The 24,907-nt window shown below is 69.1% G+C and carries 26 protein-coding genes and 3 tRNA genes; 21 read left to right on the top strand and 8 right to left on the bottom strand.

Going from position 1 to position 24,907, the window contains the following annotated elements; translation table 11 throughout:
- Positions 1–9: 9 nt before the first annotated feature.
- The 5 genes from AC1DDH_RS05490 to AC1DDH_RS05510 all read left to right on the top strand — a co-directional run bounded on the left by AC1DDH_RS05490 (position 10) and on the right by AC1DDH_RS05510 (position 6,911).
- Complete coding sequence (locus AC1DDH_RS05490; RefSeq protein WP_476954996.1) at positions 10–2,742, top strand: PEP/pyruvate-binding domain-containing protein; 2,733 nt, start codon at positions 10–12, stop codon at positions 2,740–2,742.
- A 92-nt stretch (positions 2,743–2,834) separates the two neighbouring features.
- Positions 2,835–3,662 carry a hypothetical protein gene (locus AC1DDH_RS05495; RefSeq protein WP_476954997.1) on the top strand — a complete coding sequence of 276 codons (828 nt, stop codon included), beginning with the start codon at positions 2,835–2,837 and terminating at the stop codon, positions 3,660–3,662.
- 109 nt (positions 3,663–3,771) lie between these two features.
- The gene (locus AC1DDH_RS05500; RefSeq protein ID WP_476932050.1) at positions 3,772–4,860 is read left to right on the top strand and encodes a LolA family protein; all 1,089 of its coding nucleotides are present in this window, start codon (positions 3,772–3,774) and stop codon (positions 4,858–4,860) included.
- A gap of 58 nt (positions 4,861–4,918) precedes the next feature.
- Entirely contained in the window at positions 4,919–5,974 is a 1,056-nt protein-coding gene (locus AC1DDH_RS05505) for an ABC transporter ATP-binding protein (protein ID WP_476954998.1), read from the top strand.
- A gap of 124 nt (positions 5,975–6,098) precedes the next feature.
- A complete protein-coding gene (locus AC1DDH_RS05510) occupies positions 6,099–6,911 on the top strand; it encodes an ABC transporter permease (RefSeq protein WP_476955021.1) in 813 nt (270 codons plus the stop codon).
- A gap of 9 nt (positions 6,912–6,920) precedes the next feature.
- On the opposite strand, the gene AC1DDH_RS05515 is transcribed toward AC1DDH_RS05510, so the two are convergent.
- The 5 genes from AC1DDH_RS05515 to AC1DDH_RS05535 form a co-directional block, all read right to left on the bottom strand.
- On the bottom strand, positions 6,921–8,429 hold the full coding sequence (locus AC1DDH_RS05515; protein WP_476870151.1) for a C40 family peptidase: 1,509 nt from the start codon (positions 8,427–8,429) through the stop codon (positions 6,921–6,923).
- 190 nt (positions 8,430–8,619) lie between these two features.
- The gene (locus AC1DDH_RS05520) at positions 8,620–9,540 is read right to left on the bottom strand and encodes a cation diffusion facilitator family transporter (protein WP_476849824.1); all 921 of its coding nucleotides are present in this window, start codon (positions 9,538–9,540) and stop codon (positions 8,620–8,622) included.
- 10 nt (positions 9,541–9,550) lie between these two features.
- Entirely contained in the window at positions 9,551–9,982 is a 432-nt protein-coding gene (locus AC1DDH_RS05525) for a metallopeptidase family protein (RefSeq protein WP_476859451.1), read from the bottom strand.
- Between the two features lie 9 nt (positions 9,983–9,991).
- Positions 9,992–10,972, bottom strand: a complete 981-nt coding sequence (locus AC1DDH_RS05530) for a DMT family transporter (RefSeq protein WP_223914598.1) — start codon at positions 10,970–10,972, stop codon at positions 9,992–9,994.
- An 86-nt stretch (positions 10,973–11,058) separates the two neighbouring features.
- Positions 11,059–11,940 carry an ArgP/LysG family DNA-binding transcriptional regulator gene (locus AC1DDH_RS05535; protein ID WP_476954999.1) on the bottom strand — a complete coding sequence of 294 codons (882 nt, stop codon included), beginning with the start codon at positions 11,938–11,940 and terminating at the stop codon, positions 11,059–11,061.
- A gap of 68 nt (positions 11,941–12,008) precedes the next feature.
- Here AC1DDH_RS05535 and AC1DDH_RS05540 point away from each other — a divergent pair, with 68 nt between their 5' ends.
- Together AC1DDH_RS05540 and AC1DDH_RS05545 are read left to right on the top strand one after the other, a co-directional pair.
- Positions 12,009–12,611 (top strand): LysE/ArgO family amino acid transporter, encoded by a 603-nt coding sequence (locus AC1DDH_RS05540; RefSeq protein WP_476870147.1) that lies wholly within the window; start codon positions 12,009–12,011, stop codon positions 12,609–12,611.
- 149 nt (positions 12,612–12,760) lie between these two features.
- A complete protein-coding gene (locus AC1DDH_RS05545; protein WP_476955000.1) occupies positions 12,761–13,306 on the top strand; it encodes a methyltransferase family protein in 546 nt (181 codons plus the stop codon).
- Positions 13,307–13,394: 88 nt separating this feature from the next.
- On the opposite strand, the gene AC1DDH_RS05550 is transcribed toward AC1DDH_RS05545, so the two are convergent.
- Positions 13,395–14,414, bottom strand: a complete 1,020-nt coding sequence (locus tag AC1DDH_RS05550; RefSeq protein WP_476932044.1) for a PHP domain-containing protein — start codon at positions 14,412–14,414, stop codon at positions 13,395–13,397.
- A gap of 200 nt (positions 14,415–14,614) precedes the next feature.
- On the opposite strand from AC1DDH_RS05550, the gene AC1DDH_RS05555 reads away from it, so the two are divergent.
- From AC1DDH_RS05555 to AC1DDH_RS05620, 14 genes are all read left to right on the top strand, one after another.
- A tRNA-Glu gene (locus tag AC1DDH_RS05555) sits at positions 14,615–14,687 on the top strand.
- 105 nt (positions 14,688–14,792) lie between these two features.
- A tRNA-Asp gene (locus AC1DDH_RS05560) sits at positions 14,793–14,866 on the top strand.
- A 48-nt stretch (positions 14,867–14,914) separates the two neighbouring features.
- Positions 14,915–14,990: transfer RNA gene (locus AC1DDH_RS05565), tRNA-Phe, on the top strand.
- A gap of 224 nt (positions 14,991–15,214) precedes the next feature.
- Positions 15,215–15,688, top strand: coding sequence for a hypothetical protein (locus tag AC1DDH_RS05570; RefSeq protein ID WP_476859446.1), 474 nt, complete (start codon positions 15,215–15,217; stop codon positions 15,686–15,688).
- A gap of 196 nt (positions 15,689–15,884) precedes the next feature.
- Positions 15,885–16,406: an Asp23/Gls24 family envelope stress response protein gene (locus AC1DDH_RS05575; protein WP_476859445.1), complete on the top strand. Its 522-nt coding sequence runs from the start codon at positions 15,885–15,887 to the stop codon at positions 16,404–16,406.
- Positions 16,403–16,594 carry a hypothetical protein gene (locus tag AC1DDH_RS05580; RefSeq protein WP_223914590.1) on the top strand — a complete coding sequence of 64 codons (192 nt, stop codon included), beginning with the start codon at positions 16,403–16,405 and terminating at the stop codon, positions 16,592–16,594. The genes AC1DDH_RS05575 and AC1DDH_RS05580 overlap by 4 nt, the downstream gene beginning before the upstream one ends.
- Positions 16,591–16,974, top strand: coding sequence for a hypothetical protein (locus AC1DDH_RS05585; RefSeq protein WP_476851809.1), 384 nt, complete (start codon positions 16,591–16,593; stop codon positions 16,972–16,974). The genes AC1DDH_RS05580 and AC1DDH_RS05585 overlap by 4 nt, the downstream gene beginning before the upstream one ends.
- Positions 16,971–17,630: a hypothetical protein gene (locus tag AC1DDH_RS05590; protein ID WP_476955001.1), complete on the top strand. Its 660-nt coding sequence runs from the start codon at positions 16,971–16,973 to the stop codon at positions 17,628–17,630. Before AC1DDH_RS05585 ends, AC1DDH_RS05590 begins: the two co-directional genes overlap by 4 nt.
- Complete coding sequence (locus AC1DDH_RS05595) at positions 17,627–18,238, top strand: hypothetical protein (protein ID WP_476859443.1); 612 nt, start codon at positions 17,627–17,629, stop codon at positions 18,236–18,238. The genes AC1DDH_RS05590 and AC1DDH_RS05595 overlap by 4 nt, the downstream gene beginning before the upstream one ends.
- Positions 18,239–18,386: 148 nt before the next feature.
- Positions 18,387–19,670: an ABC transporter substrate-binding protein gene (locus AC1DDH_RS05600; RefSeq protein WP_028277787.1), complete on the top strand. Its 1,284-nt coding sequence runs from the start codon at positions 18,387–18,389 to the stop codon at positions 19,668–19,670.
- Between the two features lie 7 nt (positions 19,671–19,677).
- Positions 19,678–20,715, top strand: coding sequence for a carbohydrate ABC transporter permease (locus AC1DDH_RS05605; RefSeq protein WP_026266860.1), 1,038 nt, complete (start codon positions 19,678–19,680; stop codon positions 20,713–20,715).
- Positions 20,712–21,611, top strand: a complete 900-nt coding sequence (locus AC1DDH_RS05610; protein ID WP_223914586.1) for a carbohydrate ABC transporter permease — start codon at positions 20,712–20,714, stop codon at positions 21,609–21,611. The genes AC1DDH_RS05605 and AC1DDH_RS05610 overlap by 4 nt, the downstream gene beginning before the upstream one ends.
- 10 nt (positions 21,612–21,621) lie before the next feature.
- The gene (locus tag AC1DDH_RS05615; RefSeq protein WP_079552393.1) at positions 21,622–21,876 is read left to right on the top strand and encodes a hypothetical protein; all 255 of its coding nucleotides are present in this window, start codon (positions 21,622–21,624) and stop codon (positions 21,874–21,876) included.
- A gap of 119 nt (positions 21,877–21,995) precedes the next feature.
- Positions 21,996–23,063 carry a LacI family DNA-binding transcriptional regulator gene (locus AC1DDH_RS05620; RefSeq protein WP_476851805.1) on the top strand — a complete coding sequence of 356 codons (1,068 nt, stop codon included), beginning with the start codon at positions 21,996–21,998 and terminating at the stop codon, positions 23,061–23,063.
- Between the two features lie 16 nt (positions 23,064–23,079).
- Here AC1DDH_RS05620 and AC1DDH_RS05625 read toward each other — a convergent pair whose 3' ends face one another.
- Positions 23,080–23,991, bottom strand: coding sequence for a DUF8083 family protein (locus tag AC1DDH_RS05625; RefSeq protein ID WP_476851804.1), 912 nt, complete (start codon positions 23,989–23,991; stop codon positions 23,080–23,082).
- Between the two features lie 31 nt (positions 23,992–24,022).
- Positions 24,023–24,829, bottom strand: coding sequence for an exodeoxyribonuclease III (locus tag AC1DDH_RS05630; RefSeq protein WP_476859440.1), 807 nt, complete (start codon positions 24,827–24,829; stop codon positions 24,023–24,025).
- Positions 24,830–24,907: the final 78 nt, after the last annotated feature.

Genomic DNA, 24,907 nt, shown 5'->3' on the forward strand with positions numbered 1-24,907 from the left:
GGTTAACGGATGGAGCACCCCGGGACGCCGGACCCTGCCGAGGGCGGGCCGGTCCTGGCCCTAGAACGCCTTGGCCCGGACATGCTCGCCACCGTCGGCGGGAAGGCGGCGAACCTGGGCGGACTGGCACGCGCCGGCCTGCCGGTGCCCGCCGGCTTCTGCCTGACCACCAGTGCGTATCTGGACGCCACGGCATCCCCGGCGCTGGCGGACGTGCACCGCGCCCTCGCCGCAACAGCCCCCGACGACCTGGCGGGGCTGGCTGCGCTTGCGGCGAAGGCCCGCGCGCTGGTGCTCGACGCCGATGTCCCCGCCGACATCGACGCCGCCGTGCGCGCCGCCTACGCGGCGCTGGGCACCGACACGGCGGTCGCCGTGCGGTCCTCCGCGACCGCCGAAGACCTGCCGTTTGCCAGCTTCGCCGGCCAGCAGGACACTTTCCTGAACGTGGTGGGCGCGGATGCCGTGCTGGCTGCCGTCCGCCGGTGCTGGGCCTCGCTGTGGACAGACCGCGCGGTGACCTACCGCGCGGTGCAGGGGATTGAGCCCTCGGCGGTGTCCCTCGCCGTGGTGGTCCAGCGCATGGTGGACGCGGCCGTGGCCGGGGTGCTGTTCACAGCCAATCCCGTGACCGGCCGGCGGCACGAGGCCGTCATCGACGCCAGCCCGGGGCTGGGGGAGGCCGTGGTGTCCGGGGCGGTCAACCCTGACCACTTCGTGCTCGACGGCACCACGGGACGGATCCTCGAGCGACGAATTGGGGACAAGGGCATCATCATTCGTCCCCTGCCCGGCGGCGGCACCGAGCGGGTGGCGCAACCTGACGCCGGGCTGGCGCCCAGCCTGGACGACGCCCAACTGGCGGCACTGGAGCTCCTGGGCCGCCGCGCGGAGGTGCACTTCGGCTCGCCGCAGGACCTCGAATGGGCCATCGGCCGGGACGGTGCCGTGTGGCTGACGCAGTCCAGGCCCATCACCACGCTCTATCCGATGCCGGACCGGCCTCCCTCCGGGCCGACGCCGCGCGTGTATTTGTGCTTCAGCCTGGCCCAGGGGCTGACCCGGCCCCTCACCCCGATGGGACTCGCCGGCATCCGGCTGATTGCGTCCTCGGTTGCGGGGGCCGCGCATTTCCCGGTGCCGGTGCCCCGTGACGGGCCCGCGCCGTACGCCGAGGCAGGCCAGCGCATTTTCTTCGATCTCACGCCGGTTCTCCGGAGCCAGACCGGGCGCGCCATTGTCCCCCGCGTGTTTGACGTCATGGAGGCGCGTTCGGCCACCGTGCTGCGCAACCTCTTCGCAGATCCCCGGTTCTCCGTGACCACAACAAGTCCGTGGCCACTCCTGCGCCACGTCGCTCCGGTGGCGGCGCGGGCGAAGGTCCCGGAGACCTTGATCCGCGGCCTCATCCGGCCCGAGGCGGCACTGCGCCGGGCAGACCGTGTGGGCGAACAGCTCCGCGCGGCACTCGCGGTGCCCGCCGGCGCCACCGCCACGGAGCGTCTGGACCACGTCGAGCGGATCCTTGGCCAGCATGTCTTTGCCGTGGTTCCCGCGATCCTGCCGCTGCCCGCCCTGGGGTTCGCCTTGCTGGCCGTGGCCGGAAAACTCGCCGGGAAACCCGGGAACGGGGCGCTGCAGGAAGTCCTGCGGGGGCTGCCCAACAACGTGACCACCGAAATGGACCTGGACCTGTGGTCGCTGGCTACTGCCATCCGCAACGACCCGGCGTCGGCGGCGGTGTTCGGGGAAGCCGCATTGCCCGAGATAGCCCGGCGTTACCGGGCGGCGGACCTGCCCGGCGTCGTGCAATCCGGGCTGCGGGACTTCCTGGGCCGGTACGGCCACCGCGCCGTGGCGGAGATCGACGTCGGCATGCCCCGCTGGTCTGATGACCCGACCCACATCCTCGGGGTTCTGGCCAACTATCTGCGCATGGATGATCCTGCGCTCGCCCCGGACCGGCAGTTCGGCAAGGCGGCCCGCGAGGCGGAGGCGCAGGTGGCCCGGCTGGTGGCAGCGGCGGGGCAGCGCAGCCGCCTTCGCGGTGCACTCGCGCGGGCCGCGCTGCGGCGGACCCGGATGTTCGCCGGGCTGCGTGAGCTGCCCAAGTACCACCTCGTGGAAGCGCTCGGCGCCGTCCGGCAGCAGCTCGCAGCCGTCGGGGCCGAACTCGCCGCGGCCGGGGCCATCGATGCGGCGGACGATATCTTCTTCCTCGACCTGGCTGACGCGCACCGGGGGCTCGGCGGCGCCGCGCTGCAGGGGCTCGTGGCACGGCGCCGGGAGGCTTACGCGGCCGAACTGGGCCGCCGGCACATTCCCCGCGTGCTGCTCTCGGACGGCACCGAGCCCGAGGCGGTGCAGACCACTGCCGGCGGAAGGGGGCCGGCGGGTTCTGACGGCGGCGCGGGGCGGCTCTCCGGCACGCCGGCTTCGGCCGGCACCATCACGGCCCGGGCCCGGGTGATCCTGGACCCCCAGGGCGCGCACCTGGAACCGGGCGAGATCCTCGTGGCGCCGTCCACCGATCCGGGCTGGACGCCTTTGTTCCTGACGGCCGGCGGCCTCGTGATGGAAATGGGCGGCCCCAACTCCCACGGCGCCGTCGTCGCCCGGGAATACGGGATCCCCGCAGTGGTGGGGGTCCCCGACGCGACGTCGAGGATCGCCACGGGCCACAGCATTACAGTCGACGGCGCCGCCGGCACCGTGACTCCGTCAACGTCGCCGGCACCCTGACGCCGTCACTCTGACGCCGGCCAATTCGTGCCGGGCCGCCCGCGGCGGCGGGCTCCGCACCATGGTGTCGGCCGGCTCGCTACAGTGGGGCCATGAGCGAAGTGCGCGGCTCCGAGGGCCGGGAGCCCGGGAGCGCCGGAGTTCCCGCGGCGGGCATACCGGCGCCTGACACCCGCCCGCCCGCAAGCCCCGCGCCCGGAGCCCCCGAGCCCGCGACTGACGCCCCCGCGCCCGCAGCCCCCGCGCCCGCGACTKATGCGCCCCCCGCGCCCGYGGACCCGGACGCGTGGCTGCCGGAGTGGTTCGTGGGGCGTCCGCTCACGGCCGGCTGGGCGTGGGCCGGGTTCTGGGCGGTGCTGATCGTGGCCGACGAGTTCCTGGATCTGGCCGGCTGGTCCTGGTACGTGCTGGTTGGCCTCGCCGCCCTGCCGACGCTGCTGGCAAGCATCGCCCTTCTGCACGCCACCCCGCGCCGCTACCTGAAGCCGCGCCGGGACTCCGTCCTGGGCCACTTCTTCGTCCGCTTCCTGGCCCTGATCGCAGCCTTCCTCGTGTGGGGCGTGTCCGTGGTCATGAGCGCCTCGATCTCAACCACCCTCCAGTCACTCGTCGGGGCGTCCGAACGCGAGGTCACCGCGGTGGGCTTCAACCTCCTGCTGGCCGCGATCCCGCTGGTGGTCTCAGTACTGTGGCTGGCCTTCATCATTCGCTGCGCCTGGTTCCTGCGGCGGCTCCGGGGCTGGAAACAAACGCCGGAACCGGGCGCCGTGCCCAAGAAGTTCCTGCGGGACAGGCCGCGGCTGAGGCGGGTGGTGGTGGGCCTGGCCCATCCCGGCCTGCTGCTCGTGGCGGGCCTGGGCACCTCCGTGCTCGCGTTCCTGCTGGGCGCCGTGGAACTGACCATTAATGTGCTGAAGTAGGATAACCGGGCCGCCGGGGCCAGGCGTACTGTTGACCTATGAGCTGCACTGAAGCGCGCATTCCCCAGGCGCGGATAGTTGGAACATCTCTTTCCGGAGCGCGGTCACGATGACGCGCACGTGGCTGCGCTGGCTGCCCGCTGCCGCCGTTCCTGCCGTTATTGCCGCCGGCGCGCTGGCCGGATCCCTGCCCGCCAGCGCCGGGGATCCCCTGCCGCCCAAGACGCCGGAGCAGGTGCTGCAGTTGATTGCCCAGCACCGCCAGCCCGCTCTCTCCGGAACCCTGGAACAGTCCTCTGCGCTCGGGCTTCCTGAGCTGCCCAAGACCGGTGCCGGCCCGGACGCGTCAGGGACGGCATGGCTCGAACTGCTGACGGGGCCGCACACCGCGCGGGTTTATCGCGACGGCCCGGACAACGCCCGCGTCCAGGTGATGGACCGGCTGGCCGAACGCAACGCCATCCGCCACGGCAACGACGTGTGGTTCTACAACTCCAAGGACAACACGGCCGCCCATGCCCAGCTCCCGGCCGGCGACGCCGGTGACACAGGCCGTCACAGCGCCGGCACCGACGTCACCGCCACCCCCGACCAGCTCGCCGCGATGCTTCTGGCCAAGATCGAACCGGGCACCGACGTGGCGGTGGGCGCCGATGTCCAGGTAGCCGGCCGGCCCGCCTACAACCTGGTGCTGACACCAAAGTCCGATGCGACGCTGGTCGGGTCCATCGCAGTAGCCGTTGACGGCCAGACCGGGCTGCCGCTGGGCGTCGAGGTGAAGGCGCGCGGACAGTCGGATCCCGCCTTCCGCGTCGCCTACACCAGCCTGACCCTCGGGGCCCCCGACGCGTCGGTCTTCACGTTCACCCCGCCGCCGGGCGCCACGGTCGAGGAGATTCCGGTAAAGGAGCACAAACACGGAAACGACGCCGGGAACGCCACAGCGCCGGCGGCCAAGGACCGCGCCGGCAAGCCGGCCGTCACCGGCTCTGGCTGGGACTCGGTTGTTGAGTTCCCGGCGGGAACGGCCGGCCCGGCGTCGGACGCCACGGCCCTGCTCGAACAGGCCACCGTCCCGGTCCAGGGCGGCCGGCTCTTGTCCACCGCGCTGGTGAACGTGTTGGTGCTCGACGACGGCCGGGTCGTCGCCGGCTCCGTGCCACTGGAGCGGCTCCAGGCCGCTGCCGCACAGAAGTGATGTCCGGTGCGGTATCCGGTGGCCGACGGTTGCTCCCTGACCATCCGGTGACGGCCGCGTGAGCGCCGCCGGGCCGGCGGCCGAGCTGAGCATTGAGACCACGGGCCTGACCAAACGGTTCGGCCAGCAGATGGCTGTCGACGGCGTCGACCTGGCCGTGCCGAAAGGCGCGGTCTTTGGTTTCCTGGGCCCGAACGGTTCGGGGAAGACCACCACCATCAGGCTCCTGCTCGGCCTGGCCACGGCCACCGGAGGTTCCATGCGCGTGCTGGGCGAGGAGATGCCCGGCAAACTCAATGACGTGCTGCCCCGGGTCGGGGCGCTGGTGGAAGGACCGGCGTTCTACCCTTTCCTCTCCGGCGCCGCGAATCTGCGCCGCATGGACGCCGCGGACCCCTATGGTTCGGGCGCCACTCGGCGTGCCCGCGTCCAGTCAGCCCTGGAACGGGTGGGTTTGACGCACGCCGCGGACAAGCTGGTCCGGGCCTATTCGCTGGGGATGAAGCAGCGGCTGGGGATCGCCAACGCCCTGCTCGCCCCGCGGGAACTGCTGGTGCTGGACGAGCCCACCAACGGGCTGGATCCGCAGGGCACCCGTGAGGTGCGGAGCCTGGTGCGATCGCTCGCGGCCGACGGCGCCACGGTGTTCGTCTCCAGCCACCTGCTGGCCGAGGTCGAGCAGATCTGCACCCATGCGGCCATCATGAGCGCTGGCCGGCTTGTGGCGCAGGGAACCCTGACGGAACTGCGCGGGGCCGGCCAGGCAAGGATCCGCGTGTTGACCCCGGATCCGGGTACTGCGGCGCAGGTGCTGGCCGGCCTCGGCCTGACCGCGACCCTGGGCACCGACGGCCGTACTCCCGGTGGCGCTGCTTCCGGTGCCGCCGGCTCCGGGACCGACGCGGCCCTGTTCGCGTCCCTGCCTGGGGCTCCGGCTGCCAGGGAAGACGGAGGATCGTCCCGGTCCGTGGAGCGGGCGGCCGTGCAGCCGGAGGCCGTGGTGGCGGCCCTCGTGGCGGCGGGGGTCCGGGTCCGCGGCTTCGCGACCGAACAGGCCAGCCTTGAGGACCGGTTTGTGGCATTGACGGGGGAGGGGTTCGACGTTGTCCAGTAACAGCTCATCCGCGGGCGATCCGGCAGCCGGCCCGTCAGTTGCCCCGGCGCCGGGCCCCAGCGAAGCGGCCGCAGGCGCTGGCGGGGACGGCGGGGCGGGCGCTGCGCCGGTCCGGCACGGGTCCCTGACCGGTGACCTGCTGGCGTCCGAGCTCGGGGTGCTGTTCCGCCGCCGCAGGACGTGGGCCATGTTGTGCGCGCTGGCGGCCATCCCGATCCTGATCGCGGTGGCGGTGCGGGTCTCCGCGGCCGTGCCGGCAGGCCGCGGGCCGGCCTTCCTGGACCGGATCGCCCAGAACGGCCTGTTCGTGGGCGTCACGGCAATGGTGGTCTCCGTTCCGCTGTTCCTGCCCCTTACCGTCGGCGTCGTGGCCGGAGACACGATCGCCGGAGAGGCCGGACAGGGGACCCTGAGGTACCTGCTGGTGGCTCCCGCCGGGCGGATCCGCCTGCTGATCGTCAAATATGCCGGGGCGGCCGTGTTCGTGATCGTTGCCCCGCTCGTGGTGGCCCTGACCGGGGCCGGAATCGGCGCGGCGCTCTTCCCCGTGGGGCCGGTGACCCTGCTCTCCGGCGACACGATCGGCACCGGCGAGGCCCTGGTCCGGCTCCTGCTGATCGCCGCCTATCTGGCGGTTTCGCTGCTGGGGTTGTCGGCGATCGGGCTGTTCATCTCCACCCTGACCGATGTTCCGGTGGGGGCCATGGCGGCCACCGTGGTGCTCTCTGTCGTCGCGCAGGTCCTGGACGCGCTGCCGCAACTCGAGTGGCTGCATCCCTGGCTTTTCAGCCACTACTGGCTGGACTTTGGCGATCTGCTCCGGCAGCCGGTTTCCTGGGATTCCTTTGCCGCCAATGCCCTGCTCCAGGGCGGTTACGTCGCCGTCTTCGGCGCGCTGGCCTACGGCAGGTTCATCACCAAGGACGTGCTCTCCTAGCCGCCAGTCTCAGTAACGGGCCGCGTAGCCGTACAGCTGCATCCCGGACATGGCGGCAACATCGGTCACGGTAATGCCGGCGTCGGGGTTCAGCGCCTGGACCACGCGGCCGCCGCCGAGGTAGATGGCCACGTGGTAGAAGCCCGGGGCCGAACCCCAGACGAACAGATCGCCCGGACGCGCCTGGGAGAGCGGGACATGGACGGGGGCCTGGGCGAACTGCTGGGAGGCCGTGCGGGGCAGGTACTTCCCTGCCGCGGCGAACGCATTCTGCACCAGGCCCGAGCAGTCAAACCCATAGCTCCCGGTTCCGCCGTACTGGTAGAAGAACGGCGATCCGGTCTTGCCGAGCGCCACCGAAATCGCGGTCTGGTTTGACCCGCCGGAAATCGGCGCCGGAACCGGAACGGGTACTGGCGCCGGGACCGGGGCAGGAATCGGTGCGGGGACCGGAGCAGGTACCGGCGCGGGATCCGGCGCGGACGCCGGAGCCGGAGCGGAGGCCGGTGCGGGTGCGGGCGCCGGTGCGGGTGCGGGCGCCGGTGCGGGCGCTGCAGCGGGGGCCGGCACGTCGGCGGGAGCGGGAGCGGCTGGCTGTCCTGCGGCTGAATCGTCCCGTCCAGGTGCTGCCGGTGCCGGCTGTGAACCCGTGCCAGGCTGCGGCGCGGGACCTGCCGCCGCGGTCAGTGCTGCGAGCCGAGCCTGCTGGCGCTGGCGGTCGAGGGCGTCCACCCGGGCCGATTCCAGCGCCGCGGTGGTGTTTCTCAGGCTTGCCAGCTGGTCCACGAGCGCGCTGCGCTGCGCTTTGGCATCGGCCACGACCTGGCGCTGGGCGGCGTCGGCGCGGCCGGCGTCGGCCTTGCGGTCCGCAGCAGTCGCGGCGGCCTCGTCGGCGGCGCGGTTGGCGTCCGCTGCGGCTTCGGTCAGGGACTGCGCGGCCGTGGCCGCGTTTTCCGCGGACTCGAAGGCCCGCGCGCGTCCGGCCGTTACAGCCTCCAGCGTGGCGGCATCCTCCAGGGCCCGCCCGGAGCCGCTGACAAAGCTGCTGAGGGCCGGGTTCAGCCCGCCGTTGCGGTACAGGTCACCGGCCAGCTGGCCCAGCTGTTTGCGGGTTTTGGCCTGTTCTGCCCCGGCGGCGGCAGCCCTGGCGGCCGCCACAGCCGCCGCGTCACGGCGTGTGGCCAGCTCCACGAGGGCCTCGCCGTACGCGTTGTTTGCTTGCAGGGATGCGGCGAGGCTGGTTTCCTGGCCGGCCGACGCGTCGGCCAGAAGCCCGTCGATCCTGGTGACCTCTGCCGCCGTCGAGCTCGCACTGGACTTGGCGGCAGCGATCTCTTCCGGTGAGGGGATCTCCGGCGACGCCGGAACCCGGCCGGCAGTCTCCTGCGGCGGGCGCCCCTGCGCAGAAATCTGCGAAGAAATCAGCGGCGCGGCCTGGGCCGGGAGCGCGAGCGTTCCGAGGAGGACGACGGCGGTGCAGAGCACAGCCGTCTTGCGGCCGGATCGGATCCAACTCATGGGCAACCTCGCTGAAGCCTCAGGCTGGAGTGAGCGAGGTCGGATTTGGCGCGTGAAAGCCCTCTGCGGATCACCCAGCAGGCATGAGGCTACGTGCCAAAGGCTACTTTGGCAACACGAGTCACATGAATAACATAAACAACACGAGTGTCATTTGGCCACGTCCGTGACGGGTGTGTCCTGCCGACGGTCAGGCGTGCTGGTGGGCCTCGTGCTCTGAATGCGTGGTGGGCTCGAGCTGGAACGTGCAGTGTTCGGTGTCGAAATGGGAGCCAAGGCAGCTGGTGAGTTTGTCCAGAACCCGGTCGGCGCCCTTGGCGCCGAGCGCTGCGTCTTCCACCACCACGTGGGCGGAGAAGACGGGGACACCGGAGGTAATGGTCCAGATGTGGATGTCGTGGACGGATACCACGCCGTCCACCGCAAGGATGTGGTCGCGGATCATCTGAACGTCCACGCCCTTGGGCGTGGCCTCGAGGAGCACGTCGACGACGTCGCGCAGCAGGTGCCAGGCCCGGGGCAGGATCATGAGGGCGATGAGGATCGAGGCAATGGTGTCGGCCGCCTGGAACCCGGTGACCATGATGACCACCGCCGCCGCGATGACGGCAAAGGACCCCAGCAGATCCCCCAGGACTTCGAGGTAGGCGCCGCGGACGTTCAGGCTTTCCTTCTGGGCGCCGCGCAGGATCAGCAGGGAGACCAGGTTGGCGACGGCGCCGAGGACCGCCGCGGCGAGCATGACGTCGGTGTGGACCTCGGGGGTGGTGCCGAGCCTGCGGATGGCCTCGGTGAAGATGACCACCGAGATGACGATCAGGACCAGTGCGTTTGCCAGCGCCGCCAGAACTTCGGCGCGCTGGTAACCGTAGGTGCGCAGATCGCTGGCGGGCCGGGTGGCGATCCATGCGGCCAGCAGGGCGATGAAGACGCCGGCGGCGTCCGAGAGCATGTGTCCGGCATCGGCGAGCAGGGCCAGGGATCCGGAGACCACCGCACCGATCGTCTGCACGAGCACCACGGCGAGCGTGATGGCCAGGACGGCGACCAGGCGCTTGCGGTGCTTGCCGGTGGCAGTGATGCCGTGCGAGTGGCTGTGGTCGTGTCCCATGCCTACAAGGCTATCCCCAGCCGAGCTCGTGCAGGCGCTCGTCGCTGATGCCGAAGTGGTGGGCGATCTCGTGCACCACGGTGACGGTGACTTCCTCGATCACGTCCTCCCGGGAGGTGCAGATGTCCAGGATGGGTTGGCGGAAGATGGTGATCCGGTCCGGCAGCGAGCCGGCGTCCCACCAGGAGTCCCGCTCGGTCAGGGGCACCCCCTCATAGAGCCCCAGCAGCACGGTGTCCGGATCCTCGCCGGGCTGCGGGGTGTAGTCGTCCTCGATGAAGATCGCGACATTGCTCATGGTCTTTGCCAGATCCGGCGGGATCCGGCCGAGGGCATCACTCACGGCGGCCTCGAAATCGGCCTCGGACATCGGGAAGGGGCTGTCACCACCGTCCCCGCCGTTCGGAACGATCGGCAGGCCGGGCGGGAGGGAGGAGGGCATAGGCAAACCCTAGCGGGACCGGCGCCGGGTCAGCCCCACGCCCACAAGGCAGATCGCGCCGCCCACCAGGCCCCAGATGGTCGGAATCTCGCCCAGGACCAGCCAGGAGATCAGGATTGTGGTGCCCGGGACCAGGTAGGTGGTGGCCGCGAGGCGTCCCGCATCAATCATCGAGAGCGCATAGGCCCAGGTGGTGAATGCGATCGCAGTGGGGAAGATGCCCAGGTAAACCAGGCCGAGGGTGGCCGGCAGGGGAGCGGCCTGCAACTCGGTGACCAACTGGCCGCTGAAGGGCAGGCAGCACAGGGCGCCCACCATGATGCCGAACCAGGTGGCCTGGGCGGCCGGGAACTTGCGGAGCACCGGTTTTTGGACGATTACGCTCACGGCGGCCAGCGCGGCCGCAAGCAGGCAGAGCAGGACGCCGGCCACGTCCGCCGTCGACCGCTGGCCGGAACCAAGCGCAATCACGGCCACGCCGCCGAACGCGATGAGGCTGCCGATGATGAGCCAGCGCGGGAACCCTTCCTTCAGGATCACACCGGCCATGACGGCCACCAGGATGGGGTTGACGTTAATCAGAAGGGCGGCCGTGCCCGCGTCGAGCATGTGTTCGGCGGCGTTCAGGGCCACGTTGTAGCCTCCGAACCACATGACGCCATAGGCCAGGATGGGCCACCACTCGCGGCCCCGGGGCAGGCCCCTGAGCTTGGGCACCACCAGCAGGCCCAGCACGACGGCGGCAACGGCCAGCCGGCCGAGCGTCAGGGAGCCAGGGGAGAAGCTCGGGCCCACGGCGCGGATGCCCACGAAGGCGGAGGCCCACAGGACCACGGTGACGACGACGGCGGCGATGCCGAGCCTGCTGATCGTGGCCGGCTGCCCGGGAGGGGGCGGCGCGGGTTGTGGGGCGGGTGCGGGGGCAGCGTGCGGAGACCCTTCGTGGGGGCCTGCGGACGGAGTGGGGCCGGATGCGGCGGTTGTTGCCATGCTGCCAATGTAGCCGTTCCCGGCTCCTCCCGGCTGGCGGGAATCGGTCACGTCTAGTCGAGATCCTGCCAACATCCCGAATGGCCTCAGCGCAGGACGCGCGCCGCCGTCCGGACAGCGGCCGCGACGTCGTTCAGCGCCGCCGAGCCGCGCCGCCACTGCTGCCAGTAGAGGGCAACGTCCACGTGCGCTCGCGGGGCGAGGGCCTCGAGCCTGCCGGCCAGCAGGTCCTCGCCGATTTCGATCTCGGGCATCATGCCCCAGCCCATGCCCCAGCGGATGGCACCGCCAAACTCCTGGGCGGCCGGGACATAGTGGCGCGGCGGCTGCAGGGAGGCCCGGCTGACCCGGCGCAGCCAGCGGTCCTGCAGGTCGTCCTTGCGGTCGAAGACCACAACGGGAGCGGCGGCGAGGGTCGCGCCGGTCGCACCCGCCCCAAACCAGCGGCGGGCGAAGTCCGGAGCGCACACCGGCAAATAGCGCATGGTGCCCAGCTTGCTCGATGAGCAGCCGGGCATGGGCTGGGCTGTTTCCGTGATGGCGGCAGCGGCGGCTCCGGCGCGCAGCAGGTCCAACGAGTGCTCCTGGTCTTCTCGCAGGATCTCGAGCTGGACGTTGTCACTGGCCGCCGCGAGGCCGGCCAACGCCCAGGTGTGCAAGGAATCGCTGTTGATCACCAGCGTCAGGCGCGTCCCTCCGCGGGGGTGCTCCGGCTGCAGTTCCTCGGCCAGGTCCGCGGAGAGCATTTCCAGCTGCCGGGCGAAGCGCACCACGGCCTCGCCGGACTCCGTGAGTCCGGGCGGCCGCGCCCGGGTCAGGACGGGCCGGCCGACGGCGGTCTCGAGGGCCCGGACCCGCTGGCTGATCGCCGAGGGCGTCACGGACAGGTGCGCGGCCGCGGCGTCGAAGCTCCCGTGCGTCAGAATCGCGGCCAGCGTCCGGGCCTGTTCGGGGGTGATCTCCATCATTAGCCCATCTTACGTATCAGCAGAATCTTTAACTGGTTTCATCTTCGGCGGGCGCCTACCGTGGAGTGGTGATCCTTCCCCTGTTTTCCGGTCTATCCGCCGGCCTGTCCCTCATCGTTGCCATCGGCGCGCAGAACGCTTTTGTCCTCCGGCAGGGCATCCAGCGCTCGCACGTCGTCATGGTGGTGGCAGTCTGCGCGGTCTCGGACCTCGTGCTGATCCTGCTGGGCGTCGCGGGCATCGGCATCCTCCTGGACCGGGCGCCCGCTGCCCTCGTCGTGATCCGGTGGGCCGGGGCCGCGTTCCTCCTTGCCTACGGGGCGCTCGCGGCCCGGCGTGCGGTCCGCGGGGAGCAGATGGAGAATCCCGGCAACAAGCCCGCCGCCGGCCGGGCCGCCGTCCTTGGCACCTGCCTGGCCTTCACCTGGCTGAACCCGCACGTCTACCTGGACACGGTGCTGCTGCTCGGGTCCCTCGCTGCCGCCCAGGGCGAAGCCGGGCGCTGGTGGTTCGCCGCCGGGGCCGGCCTGGGAAGCATTGCCTGGTTCACCGCCCTCGGCGCGGGGGCGCGGTTCCTGACATCCCTGTTCCGGCGCCGGACGGCCTGGCGCGTGCTCGACGCCGGAATCGCCGTCGTGATGGTCACCCTTGCCGTGCTGCTGCTGGCCTGACACGCGCCCGCCCGCCGCTCCGCCCCGCCGCGCGCCGCCCATCGCGCGCCCACGCAAAGTGTCGGGAAAGCTCAGGCTGATCCCTCCGTCCCCGGGGTTGGGCCGGTGGGCCCTTGTCCGTTCAACATGGCGGGGTCACGATTGCTGGTATGACAGCATCCCCAGCTTCGGCCAGCGAACGACGGCGTGCAGCAATCGGCACAGCCGTCTTCGCGGTCGCCCCCGCAACCGCCGCCGGCGTGGTGCCGTGGCTGCTGACCCGCTGGAAAGTGGAGTCCCCGGTCCCCGGCGGGGTGCCCGCGCAGATCGCGGGCGCCATGATGATCGGTGCGGGCGCTGCCGTCATCGCGAACTCCTTTGTGCATTTCGCCGTCGAGGGCATCGGGACCCCCGCGCCATTTGCCCCGCCCAGGCAACTGGTGGTTGGCGGCCTTTACCGGTACGTGCGGAATCCGATGTACGTGTCCATTGCCGCGGCCGTCGCGGGGCAGGGGCTCCTGCTGGGCCAGCCGAAGCTCTTCCTGGCTCTGGGCATCGGCGCCATCCCGGTGGTGGGTTTCGTCCGGCAGTACGAGGAGCCCACACTGGCCCGGAAGTTCGGTGCGGCGTACGAGCAGTACCGCAGCAATGTCCCGCGCTGGCTGCCCAGGCCCACGCCGTGGCGGCCCGTAGCGCCGGAGCCGTCCCGGCCCTAGGCATCGGCGGGCAGCAGGGCATTGGGCGGCTGGGGTAGCCCTGGGCCTGGGTAGCACTGGGGCCTGGCCCAGGGCAGCTGTCCGGCCGCTATTTGCCGCTTCCGGCCCACTCCAGCAGCCGGTCCAGCGGCCAGGTGGTGACGATCCGCTCGGCGGGTACCCCGTTCGAGGCCGCGCGCTCGGCGCCGTACTGCAGGAAATCCAGCTGGCCCGGCGCATGGGCGTCGCTGTCGATGCTGAACAGACAGCCGGCGTCGAGGGCCAGCCGGATCAGTTCGTCCGGCGGATCCTGCCGTTCGGGGCGGGAATTGATTTCGACGGCCACATTATTGCCGGCGCACGCCGCGAACACGCGCGCGGAGTCGAACTCGGACTGCGGGCGGGTTCCCCTCGACCCCTGCAGCAGCCGGCCGGTGCAGTGGCCGAGGACGTTCGTGTGCGGATCATTGATGGCGCCCAGCATCCGCTCGGTCATGGTGCGCCGGTCGGAGCGGAGCTTCGAATGGACGCTCGCCACCACGATGTCCAGCCGGTCCAGCATCTCCGGGGACTGGTCCAGGGTGCCGTCCTCCAGGATGTCCACCTCGATCCCGGCCAGGAGGCGGAAGTCCCCGCCGTCCGCGTTGATGTCCGCAACAATGTCCAGCTGTTCCCGAAGGCGTTCGGCGCTCAGGCCGTTGGCAATCTTGAGGTTGGGGGAGTGGTCCGTCAGGGCGAGGTAATCCCGGCCCAGCGTCCGGGCGGCGTCAGCCATCAATCCGATCGGGGACCCGCCGTCGGACCAGTCGCTGTGGCTGTGCAGGTCCCCGCGGAGGGCCGAGCGCAGTTCGGCGCCGCCGGTCGCGAGGGGTTGCTGCCCGCGTTGGCGCAGATCCTCAAGATAGTCGGGCACGCCGCCGTCGACCGCCTGCCGGATGACCTCGAACGTTCTGTCGCCGATCCCCTTCATGCTCTTGAGCCTGCCGTTGCGTGCCCGCGCTGCGACCTCCTCCGGGTCCAGGGCGCCGATAATCCCGGCTGCCTTGCGGAACGCCTGGATCTTGAAGGTGGGGGCGAGCCCGCGTTCGAGCCAGAACGCAATCTCATTGAGGGCATCAACGGCATCCATCAGTACATCTTGCACCCACTCTGCCCGGTCCCGCCCCCATCTTGGCCCGGCTTTGTATCGGCGGGAAGGGCCGATTTTGGATAATCCGGGGGTCTGCCCTTATAGTTTTATAGTCCAGTTCGGAGGAACCCGAAAGGACAAAAACGACAGGCTTCGGCCCTTAATTTTTGCCCTGATATGTTCCGACGGATGGCATCCTGGCCCCCATCGTCTAGCGGCCTAGGACACCGCCCTTTCACGGCGGCGGCACGGGTTCGAATCCCGTTGGGGGTACGCAAGGAACTGGTCAAACCGGGTGAAAAAGTCTGGTAGGCTAAAGGCCTTGAAAATCTGCGGTAGCGATATCGCAGGCAGCAAGAACAAGCAGTAAATAAGCAAGGCCCTGTAGCGCAGTTGGTTAGCGCGCCGCCCTGTCACGGCGGAGGTCGCGGGTTCAAGTCCCGTCAGGGTCGCTCTGATTGCCGGAAGAAATTCCGGCCTTCAAGGTGACATGTCACCTAGGCTCTGTAGCTCAGTTGGTAGAGCGTTCGACTGAAAATCGAAAGGTCACCGGATCGACGCCGGTCGGAGCCACCACTGGGAAGCATCAGTTCTTTGAGAACTGGTGCTTTTCTTCTTTAACACCCATCTGGTGCTCCGCTTTATCGACGGGGGAGGCGGGCGGCGGCCGACGGCGGCGACCGTTTGGGGGCCGTCCAGCCGGCCGGGCTAGACTCGCACGCTGGGGAAAGAACACCAAGGCCGCCGGCAGCCCGGTCCGGGCAGGCGGCGTAATCTCAACCGAAAAGTGATTCTGCACCGTGACTTCGAAGAATATTGCCCGTCCTCTCGCCGCAACCGCCCTCCTCGCAGCCCTGGCGCTTACCGGGTGTTCGGCCCCGCAAGCCGGCAGCGCGCCTTCGTCCGCCGCGGGCACGTCCGCCGGGGGCGAGTCCACCGCTTCCGCGTCCGCCACGCCGAGCCCCAGCGGGACCTCGGGACCGTTCGGCGGCTTCACCAGCGCCGCCGAGGCGTGCTCCAAGATCTCGGAGCAGGCAACCGGCGCCACGCTCCTTCCGCTGTCGGCCGCCCAAGGCAAGACGGCGGAACTGGAACAGTTCAAAAAGGAGCTGGCCGCGACGGCCGAACGCGTCCCGGACAGCCTCAAGGCCGACTTCGCCAACCTCAAGGAGGTGGCCGTTGCCGGCGTCACCGACCAGACGGTCTTCTCCAGCGGAAAGCTCCAGGCCGCCATGGCGCCGGTCACGACCTGGATCGCCACCAACTGCAAGTAGGGGGTTCGGCCAGGCCAACGCCCGCGTCGGCCCCCGGCTGACATCCCGCAGCCGACAGACGGCTGGCCTTGTCCCCAATGCAGGCCGCCCGTTCCCGCCCCCACCTGCATGGACTGTGGGAACGGGCGCCGCAAGATTCCCCCACGCGCCCCGAGGCAGGGACTAGGGTTGTGTCAAAGAGAAGGGGGAGTGCGTTATGGAATACCAGAATTCTCAACCCGTCGCCGGTCCCGCGGCCGGTCAACACGTTGCCGGCCTCGCAGCCGGTCAGCCCGGTCCCGACGCCCTGGTCAGTCCTATGGACGGTCTGTCCGCGCCGGCCGGCACCGGCCGCACGGTCATAGCGGAAACCGCCGTCGCCAAGGTAGCGGGCATCGCCGCCCGATCGGTGCCCGGCGTCTATTCGTTGGGATCAGGACCCTCACGCGCCCTCGGGGCCATCCGCGACGCCGTCGGCAACGCTGATCACGCAGCGGGCGTCCGCGTGGAAGTCGGCGAAACGCAGGTCGCCGTGGACATCGATCTTGTTGCGGTGTACGGCACCCCCCTGCAGACCCTCGCGGACCAGGTCCGCGCCGTCGTCTACGCCGCCGTCGGGGAACTGGTGGGTCTCGAAGTGATCGAGGTCAATATCGAGATCAACGACGTTTATGTGCCCGGCCCGGCCAAACCGGCCGCGTCCGCCGAGGCCCGGCCAGCCAGGGAGGCAATCCAATGAGTCTGACGGTAGTGGGAATCGCCATGGGCGCCTTCGTGGCCTTCATGTCCTTCCAGTTCGGTGTCTGGGGCTTCCTCGGCTCCCTGTTCTTCATGGCCATTGGCGCCCTCCTGGGCCGGGCCGCAGAGGGGAAGCTGGACCTGCGCAGCGTGTTTGACGCCCTCACGGGCCGGCGTTCCTCCTCATGAGCATCACGGCAGAAGCGCCGATCCCCGGCGCCGCGGTGGCCGGGCACAACCGCATCAGCACCCAGGCCCTGACGAGCGTGGCCCGGGCGGCCGCGGGGGAAGCCCTCGGTGTCCCGGCGCACGACGTCCGCGCCGACTGGTCGGACGATGACGGGCTGCTCGCCCTGTCGCTGGTCATGCCCGTCGCGGTCCCGAATCTCACCGCTGTGGTCCGTGACCCCGGCCGCGTCGCCGGATTCGGCGGTTCCATCTGGGAGCGTGCCGTCGCCGCCAAGGCCGAGATTCTGCGCCGCGTGACGGAACTGACCGGAGCGCAGCTGAGCCGGGTGGACATCCGCATCAGCGGGGCCGCCGTGCGCGGGGGAGGCCGGGTACATTGAGCCAGGACACCCAGAACGCCGGGATCGACTCCGCCGGGCATGACGCCGATGCGGTGCAGGGGAGCGCGCCGTTGGGTTCCGGCGCCGCGGGCATGGGCCGGATAGTGAAACGGGAGACGCACACATCGCGCGCTGTTGTGTCCGTGATCGCGGCCGGCCTGGTCATGGTCGTGTTCGGCTATGCGCTGCTTGAGACCGGGGTCCGTGCGATCGGGCAGCCGCCGTGGCTCGTGGATCCGCAGACCGCGGCCGAGCGGGTAGTCGCGCTCCCGGCGGGAATCCCGCCGCTTCTGCTCGGTGTCACGGGCGCTGTGATCGCGATGGCCGGATTGTTCTTCTTCCTCAATGCCGTGCTGCCCGGCCGGCGGGCACGCCACCTGCTCCCGGACCGCCGGGCCGCCGTCGTGGTGGACGATGAGGTGATCGCCGCTGCCCTGGCGCGCCGGGCCCGGCTGGCCGCCAACGTGGCCAAGGAACAGGTGATGGTGGTCGTGTCGCGGAATCGGATCACGGTCAACGTCCGGCCGACCTCCGGTGTGCCGCTGCGCCCGGACGCCGTCCTGGAGGCTGTGCGCCGGGAAGTGGAGGAAATGGGCCCCTGGCCGATGCCGGAAGTGCGGATCCAGGTATCCACAGCCGGGGTGGTGGGGGCATGAACAACACCCCCCGGGCGCTGAACCGCGTACTGATTGGCATCCTTGGCATCCTGCTCCTCGCCATCGGCGTCCTCCTGATACTGCTTGCAAGCGTCCCGGCCGTGGGCGTGTGGTGGCATGAGTGGGCCGGCGGCGTCCTGAGCTTCTGGCTCGATTTGTTCGAACGGACGCAATTCCCCCGCCGCCAGGGGAGCTGGCTGTGGCTTGCCATCTGCGTGGCGCTGCTGGTGGTGATTGGCCTGATGATCGCCTGGATTGCCCAACAGGGTACGGGCCGGACCAGCCTGCTCGTGGCAGAGGAGGACCCGGGTGAGGTGCCCGGCAACGTCGGAATCAGCGGCGGCGTGGCGGAGCAGACGCTCCGCGCGGCGCTGGCGGACCGGCCCGACCTGGCCGGCGTCACGGTAGCGGCCTACAAAATCAGCGGTGAGCCGGCCCTCAAGATCCGGGTGGAACCGCGCCAGGGCGTCGCCCCGCACCGGCTCGCCGCCGAAGTTTCCGCCCTGGTGGAGGCGCTCGACGCGGTGATCGGCAAACGCACCCCGGTGCTGATCCACATCGGATCCGGCGCGCGGTCGCGGTTCGGCCGTTCCGAGCGGGTCCGCTGAGGTGGCCGGCCGGCGGGCCACGGAATCTCCTTTGCATAAAGGTTTCATGTAAACGCTTGCATTCCGGACTGCCTGTTGATTACTGTGATGGTCGGCACACCATCAGTACGGCCGTTTTTCACCGGTACTCAGCGAGGAGCACTCCAGTATGAAAACCCGCAATTTCCTACTTCCCGTCGCCACGGCAGGCATTTTGGCTATCACCCTTTCGGCGTGTGGCGGCGGAGGTGGCGGCACTACCAGCGGCAGCGACGCCGCCTCGCAGGGCCTGGACGGGCGCGGCCCCATTACTTACGTTCAGGGCAAGGACAACAGCAACGTGGTCCGCCCGCTGATCGACAAGTGGAACGCCGCCCACCCGAACGAAAAGGTCACCTTCAAGGAGCAGACCGACCAGGCCGACCAGCAGCACGACGACCTCGTCCAGCACTTCCAGGCCAAGGACCCCGGCTACGACGTCGCGAGCGTCGACGTCGTCTGGACCGCCGAATTCGCCGCCAAGGGCTGGCTGCAGCCGCTCAAGGACAAGATGGCGCTGGACACCTCGGCCATGCTGAAGCCGACCGTTGATGCCGCTTCCTACAAAGGCACGCTGTATGCGGCACCGGAATCATCCGACGGCGGCATCCTGTACTACCGCAAGGACCTGGTCCCCACGCCCCCGAAGACCTGGGACGAGATGATGAGCATGTGCTCCATCGCCAAGACCAACAACATCGGCTGCTACTCCGGCCAGTTCAAGAAGTATGAGGGGCTGACCGTCAACGCCTCCGAGGCAATCAACTCCGCCGGCGGAGCCGTGCTGGACGAGAACGGCAAGCCCAACCTGCTCACCGCGGAGGCAAAGGCCGGCATGGCCAACCTGACCAAGGCCTACGCAGACGGCTCGATCCCGAAGGAAGCCATCACGTTCCAGGAAGAGGAAAGCCGCCAGGCATTCCAGGACGGCAAGCTGCTGTTCCTGCGCAACTGGCCCTACGTCTACAACCTGGCCACCACCGAAGGCTCCTCCAAGGTCAAGGACGTCCTGGGCATGACCGCACTCCCCGGCAAGACCGGTCCGGGCGCCTCGTCCCTCGGCGGCCACAGCGCCGCGATCAGCGTCTACTCCAAGAACAAGGCCACCGCGGTGGACTTCCTGAAGTTCCTCACCACCGAAGAGACCCAGAAGTTCTTCGCCACGCAGGGTTCGCTCGCACCGGTGCTCGGCAAGCTCTACGACGACAAGGAGCTCGTCGCCAAGCTGCCGTACCTGCCGGTCCTGAAGACCTCGATCGAGAACGCCGTGCCGCGCCCGGTCACCCCGTTCTACCCGGCCGTCACCAAGGCCATCCAGGAAAACGCGTACTCGGCCATCAAGGGCGAGAAGACTGTAGACGCGGCCCTGTCCGACATGCAGAAGTCCATCGAGTCCGCTAGCGCGGGACAGTAGGTCCATCATGGCAACTGAAGTAGGCCCGACGTCGGTCAAGGCACCGGCGTCGGGCGGGGCACCGATCCACCACGCACCCAAGGGTGTTGGGGAGGACAACCGCATCGCGACGCAGGGGCGCTGGGCAGCTTGGCTGCTGGCGCCGACCATCCTCGCATTGTCGGTAGTGATCGTGTATCCGATCATCACCGCCATTGTGATGTCATTCCAGAAGGATGCCGGTCTGGACCCCGCTACGGGTCTCTTCGTTGAGGGTGGCCCGGCCGGCTTCTCGAACTACTACAACTGGATTTTCCAGCAATGCCCGGCACCGTCCGGCGGAACCGTTGACTGCCCGCCGGGAACCCTCGGCGCGCAGTTCTGGTCCGCCACCGGCACCACGTTCTTCTTCACCATCGTGACGGTGGCACTGGAGACCGTGCTCGGCTTCTGGATGGCCGTCATCATGGCACGGGCCTTCAAGGGCCGCAGCCTGGTCCGTGCAGCCGTCCTGGTGCCGTGGGCCATCCCCACCGCCGTGACGGCCAAGCTGTGGCTGTTCATCTTCGCCTTCGAAGGCATCGGCAACAAGCTCTTCAACACCACCGTCCTATGGACCGGCAGCGAATGGCCGGCCAGGTGGGCCGTGATCATCGCGGACGTCTGGAAGACCACGCCGTTCATGGCGCTGTTGATTCTTGCCGGCCTGCAGATGATTCCCGCGGAAGTGTACGAGGCGGCCAAGGTCGACGGCGCCTCAGCCTGGCAGCGGTTCCGGATGATCACCCTGCCGCTGGTGAAACCGGCGCTCATGGTGGCCATCCTGTTCCGCACCCTGGACGCGCTGCGCATGTTCGACCTCCCGTACATCCTGACCGGCGGAGCGAACAACACCACCACGCTCTCCATCCTGGTGATCAACCAGATCAGGCAGGGCTTCAACGCGGCGGCGGCTTTGTCCACCATCACGTTCATCATCATCTTTCTGGTGGCTTTCATCTTCGTGCGCTTCCTCGGAGCGAACGTGGTGGAGCAGCAGACCGGCGCAGGTAAGGGGAAGAAATGACCGCCGCGACGAGCGCCGCAACCGAGCTGCGCGCAGAGCAGGACCGGGGGCGGAAGGCCGCGCAGAACCGCGAGAAGTGGGCCCAGAGCCGGACCTACATCAGTGCGGTCGTGATCCTCTTCTGGTGCCTGGCTCCGGCCTACTGGATGGTGGTGACGGCGTTCCGGGACGTCGGCTACACCTACGACACCTCGATCCTGCCGACTCACATCACGCTGGACAACTTCAAGACGGCGTTCGACACGTCCTTCGGCAACCACTTTGGCCAGGCACTGCTGAACAGCTTGTTCATCGGCACCGTCGTCACCCTGGTGTCGCTGGTGATCGGCGTGTTTGCCGCCTACGCACTGGCCCGCTTGAACTTCAAGTTCAAGTACCTTGTGCTGGGCTTCATCCTGGGCGCTTCCATGTTCCCCGGCGTCGCCCTCATCACCCCGCTGTTCCAGCTCTTCACGAACATCGGCTGGATGGGCACCTACCAGGCCCTGATCATCCCGAACATCTCGTTCGTGCTGCCGCTGACGGTCTACACCATGACCTCCTTCTTCCGGGAGATGCCGTGGGAGCTCGAGGAATCGGCCCGGGTGGACGGCTGCACGCAGGGACAGGCCTTCCGGAAGGTCATCATGCCGCTGGCCGCACCGGCCATCTTCACAACCGCCATCCTGGCCTTCATCTCATCGTGGAATGAATTCCTGATCGCCAGCCAGCTTTCGTCCGACGCAACGCAGCCGGTCACCGTGGCCATTGCGAGCTTCGCCGGTGCGCAGCCGAACCAGATTCCGTACACCGCCATCATGGCTGCGGGCACTATTGTGACCATTCCCTTGGTCATCCTGGTGCTGGTGTTCCAGCGTAAGATTGTCGCGGGCCTCACGGCCGGCGCGGTTAAGTGACTGAGGCGTGATGACTGACGAGCAGAACCAGGGTCACGTGCCGGCGACGCGTCGAAAGGTGCGCTCCGGCGAGGACTTCGACATCATCATCGGGTTCCTCGGCTTTTGGGCCGTGGTGCTGCTGGTGGTCACTGTCTGGATGGAAGTGACCGCCCAGCCAGCCCTCTTCTGGGCCCTGGGTCTGCTCGCCATGTTGCTGGCCCTCTACGGGATGATCCGGCTGCGCCGGCGTTTGCCGCGCCGGACGGCCAGCCGGCACTCCTAGCAGGGGGACAGCAGCCGGGCAGCAGCCGGGCAGGATTATTCAGCCGCCGGGGGGAGGCGGACGCAACACGTCTGCGGGCAGCCGCCAGGCTTCCACGGACCGTTAATTAGGGGGCACAGGTGGCACGGACGGAACGGGCGCAGCGCGGAGGCCACTCGGGCGTCAGCATTGAGGATGTCGCCGCCGCTGCGGGCGTGTCAACGGCCACCGTATCCCGTGCCGTCCGGGGACTGCCCCGTGTTTCCCCGGCAACCCGCGAGAAGATCCTCGGCATCGCCGAATCCTTGGGCTACGTCGCGTCGTCCTCGGCGTCCGGCCTGGCGACGGGCCGGACCAAAACCATCGGCGTCCTGGCCCCGTTCGTCAGCCGCTGGTTCTTCTCCAAGGCCATCGAGGGAGCCGACCGGGAACTCCACTCCCGGCAGTACAACCTTTCCCTCTTCAACCTCGGCGGCCACGGCAGCCACCGTGAGCGGCTCTTCAGCAAGACCATGGTCTACAAGCAGATCGACGCCCTGCTGGTCCTCTGCATGGCGCTCACCCACGAGGAAATCGAGCATCTCCAGAAAATCGACATCCCGCTGGTGGTGGTGGGAGGCCACGTCGAGGAGTGCCCCTACATCGGCATCGACGACTACGCCGCGGCCGCCACCGCAGTGCGCCACCTGATCGGGCTGGGCCACACGGACATCGCGCTCCTGCACGGCGACGACGAAACCGACCTCAACTTCGACGTCCCCAGGGTCCGGATCCAGGCTTTCCACGACATCATGGGCGAGTCGCGGCTGCCCGTCCGGGCCGAATGGGACCTCTGGGGGGACTTCACCGTCCGCAGCGGTCAGGAGGCATTCCGCCGCCTCTGGGCCACCGGCGGTGCCAAGCCCACAGCAATCTTCTGCGCCTCCGATGAGATGGCCATGGGCGTCATCTTCGAGGCCAACAAAGCCGGTGTGCGCGTCCCGGAGGACCTCTCGGTCATCGGCATCGACGACCACGACTTCGCCGAGGCCATGGGCCTGACCACAGTCGGGCAGCGCCCGGACCAGCAGGCCGAACTCGGCACCAAAATGCTGCTGGACGAGCTCGACGGCATTTCCGGCTCCGTGCAGTCCGCTGTGGCGCCGCACCGGCTGATTATCCGGACGACGACGGCGCCGCCGCTGCGCCAGTCCGCGCGGCTCAGCTAGCGGAGTTCGGGGCGCGCTAGGACGCGCGGGCCAGCTGGCGGATCGGCACCCAACGCGAGGCCAGCCGGCGGTAGGCCGCGGCGGCGCCGGTCATGTCCCCCTCCGCCAGGCACTCGATGCCGAGGCGTACGTCCAGCGGCGAATCATCCGGATAGACCTTGTCTGCCACCCCGCCGTAGTCGAGTTCCACTGCCGAGTCCGGGTGGAAGAGCTCAAGCCATTCCGTTAACTGGGTCAGGTCCTCAAGCATGTCGAGATCGGGCGCGGCGAGGGCCAGGTGCGCCACCGCATAGCTCACCCGCTCCAGCGCGTTGCTGATGCCGGCACGGATGCGGACCGTCACAATGTGGCCGTCGGCTTCGACGACGTCGGTGGGATCCGATTCCTGGAAAAGGCAGAACCAGCTGAACGGAATGCCCCACGTGGACGCCCTGGTGTGGACCCGGCTCAGGCCGTCGTGGGCGCGCACCTCATCAATGCGTTCCTGGTGTTTATCCCGCTGTTCTTCCGGGATCAGCAGCTGGGCCAGGGGCCCGTGGATGCCTTCCATCAGGGCATTGGCGGCCAGCCCGGCGCGGAGGACCAGCTGGCTGGGGCAGTACAGCAACCGGTCGGGCTGCGGGGCGGCCGCAGTCCCGGACGTGGCGGCGTCGTGCGCTGCGCCGGACGGGGCCCGCCTGGCCGGGGCCGCGACAACGCGCACCAGATCGGTCCGGCCGGTGGGAAACGGATCCCCGTCGGGCCGGGTGATGCGGCCCAGGGACGCCAGGAGCTCAGCGTTCTCCACAGCCGCGCGGGACGCCTGGCCGGCGCCGGCGGCCTCCAAGGTCTTCCGTTGCTGTTCGGGGAACGCCTCGAGGGGCTCGTAGATCCGGAGCGCGGAAGAGAACGGCAGCCCGGACTGTCCGTGGTAGATGCTCCCCGTCATTGGATCACGACGCTTCCCTGGCCGGCAGCCATTAGTCCGCCAGTTCCGCAATCACCGGGGCATGGTCCGAGGCGCCCTTGCCCTTGCGCTCCTCGCGGTCGATCATCGCACCGGTGACCCGTGCCGCCAGGGCCGGGGAGGCGAGGATGAAGTCGATCCGCATGCCCTCCTTTTTCGGGAAGCGGAGCTGCGTGTAATCCCAGTAGGTGTAGACGCCGGGCCCCGGGGTGTGCGGGCGGACGACATCCTGGAAGCCGGCCTCCTCGAAGGCATGGAAGGCGGCCCGCTCAGGCTCACTGACGTGGGTGAGGCCCCCGGAGCGGAAGTAGTCGATGTCCCAGACGTCATCATCCAGGGGGGCGATATTGAAATCGCCCATCAGCGCAATCTGCGCCTCGGGGTCCTCCTTGACCCAGGTGCCGGCGTGGTTTTTCAGGATGTCCAGCCAGTTGAGCTTGTAGGGCATGTGCTCATCGTCGAGGGCGCGGCCGTTCGGGACATAGAGGCTCCAGACCCGGACGCCGCCGCACGTGGCGCCGATGGCGCGGGCCTCCTGCACGGCGTCCTTGCCGCTCTTGCCGAACACGGGCTGGTCCAGGAAGGTGCGTTCGACGTCGTCGAGTCCCACCCGGGAGGCGATCGCGACGCCGTTCCACTGGCTCAGGCCGAAGTGCGCCACCTCGTAGCCCATGTTCTCGAAGAGCTCCCAGGGGAAGTTCTCGTCCTTGCATTTGGTTTCCTGGATGGCCAGGACGTCGCAGTCCGTGCGCTGAAGCCAGGACTCCACACGGTCGGCGCGGGCACGGAGCGAGTTCACATTCCAGGTAGCAATCTTCACAGTCCCTAACTTACCGAACTTGGCCCCCGGACGAAGCCGCCGGCCGGCTCCGTCCTCTGGAAATTAGTAGGAAGTCCG

Source organism: Arthrobacter sp. 10T425 (assembly GCF_056393985.1).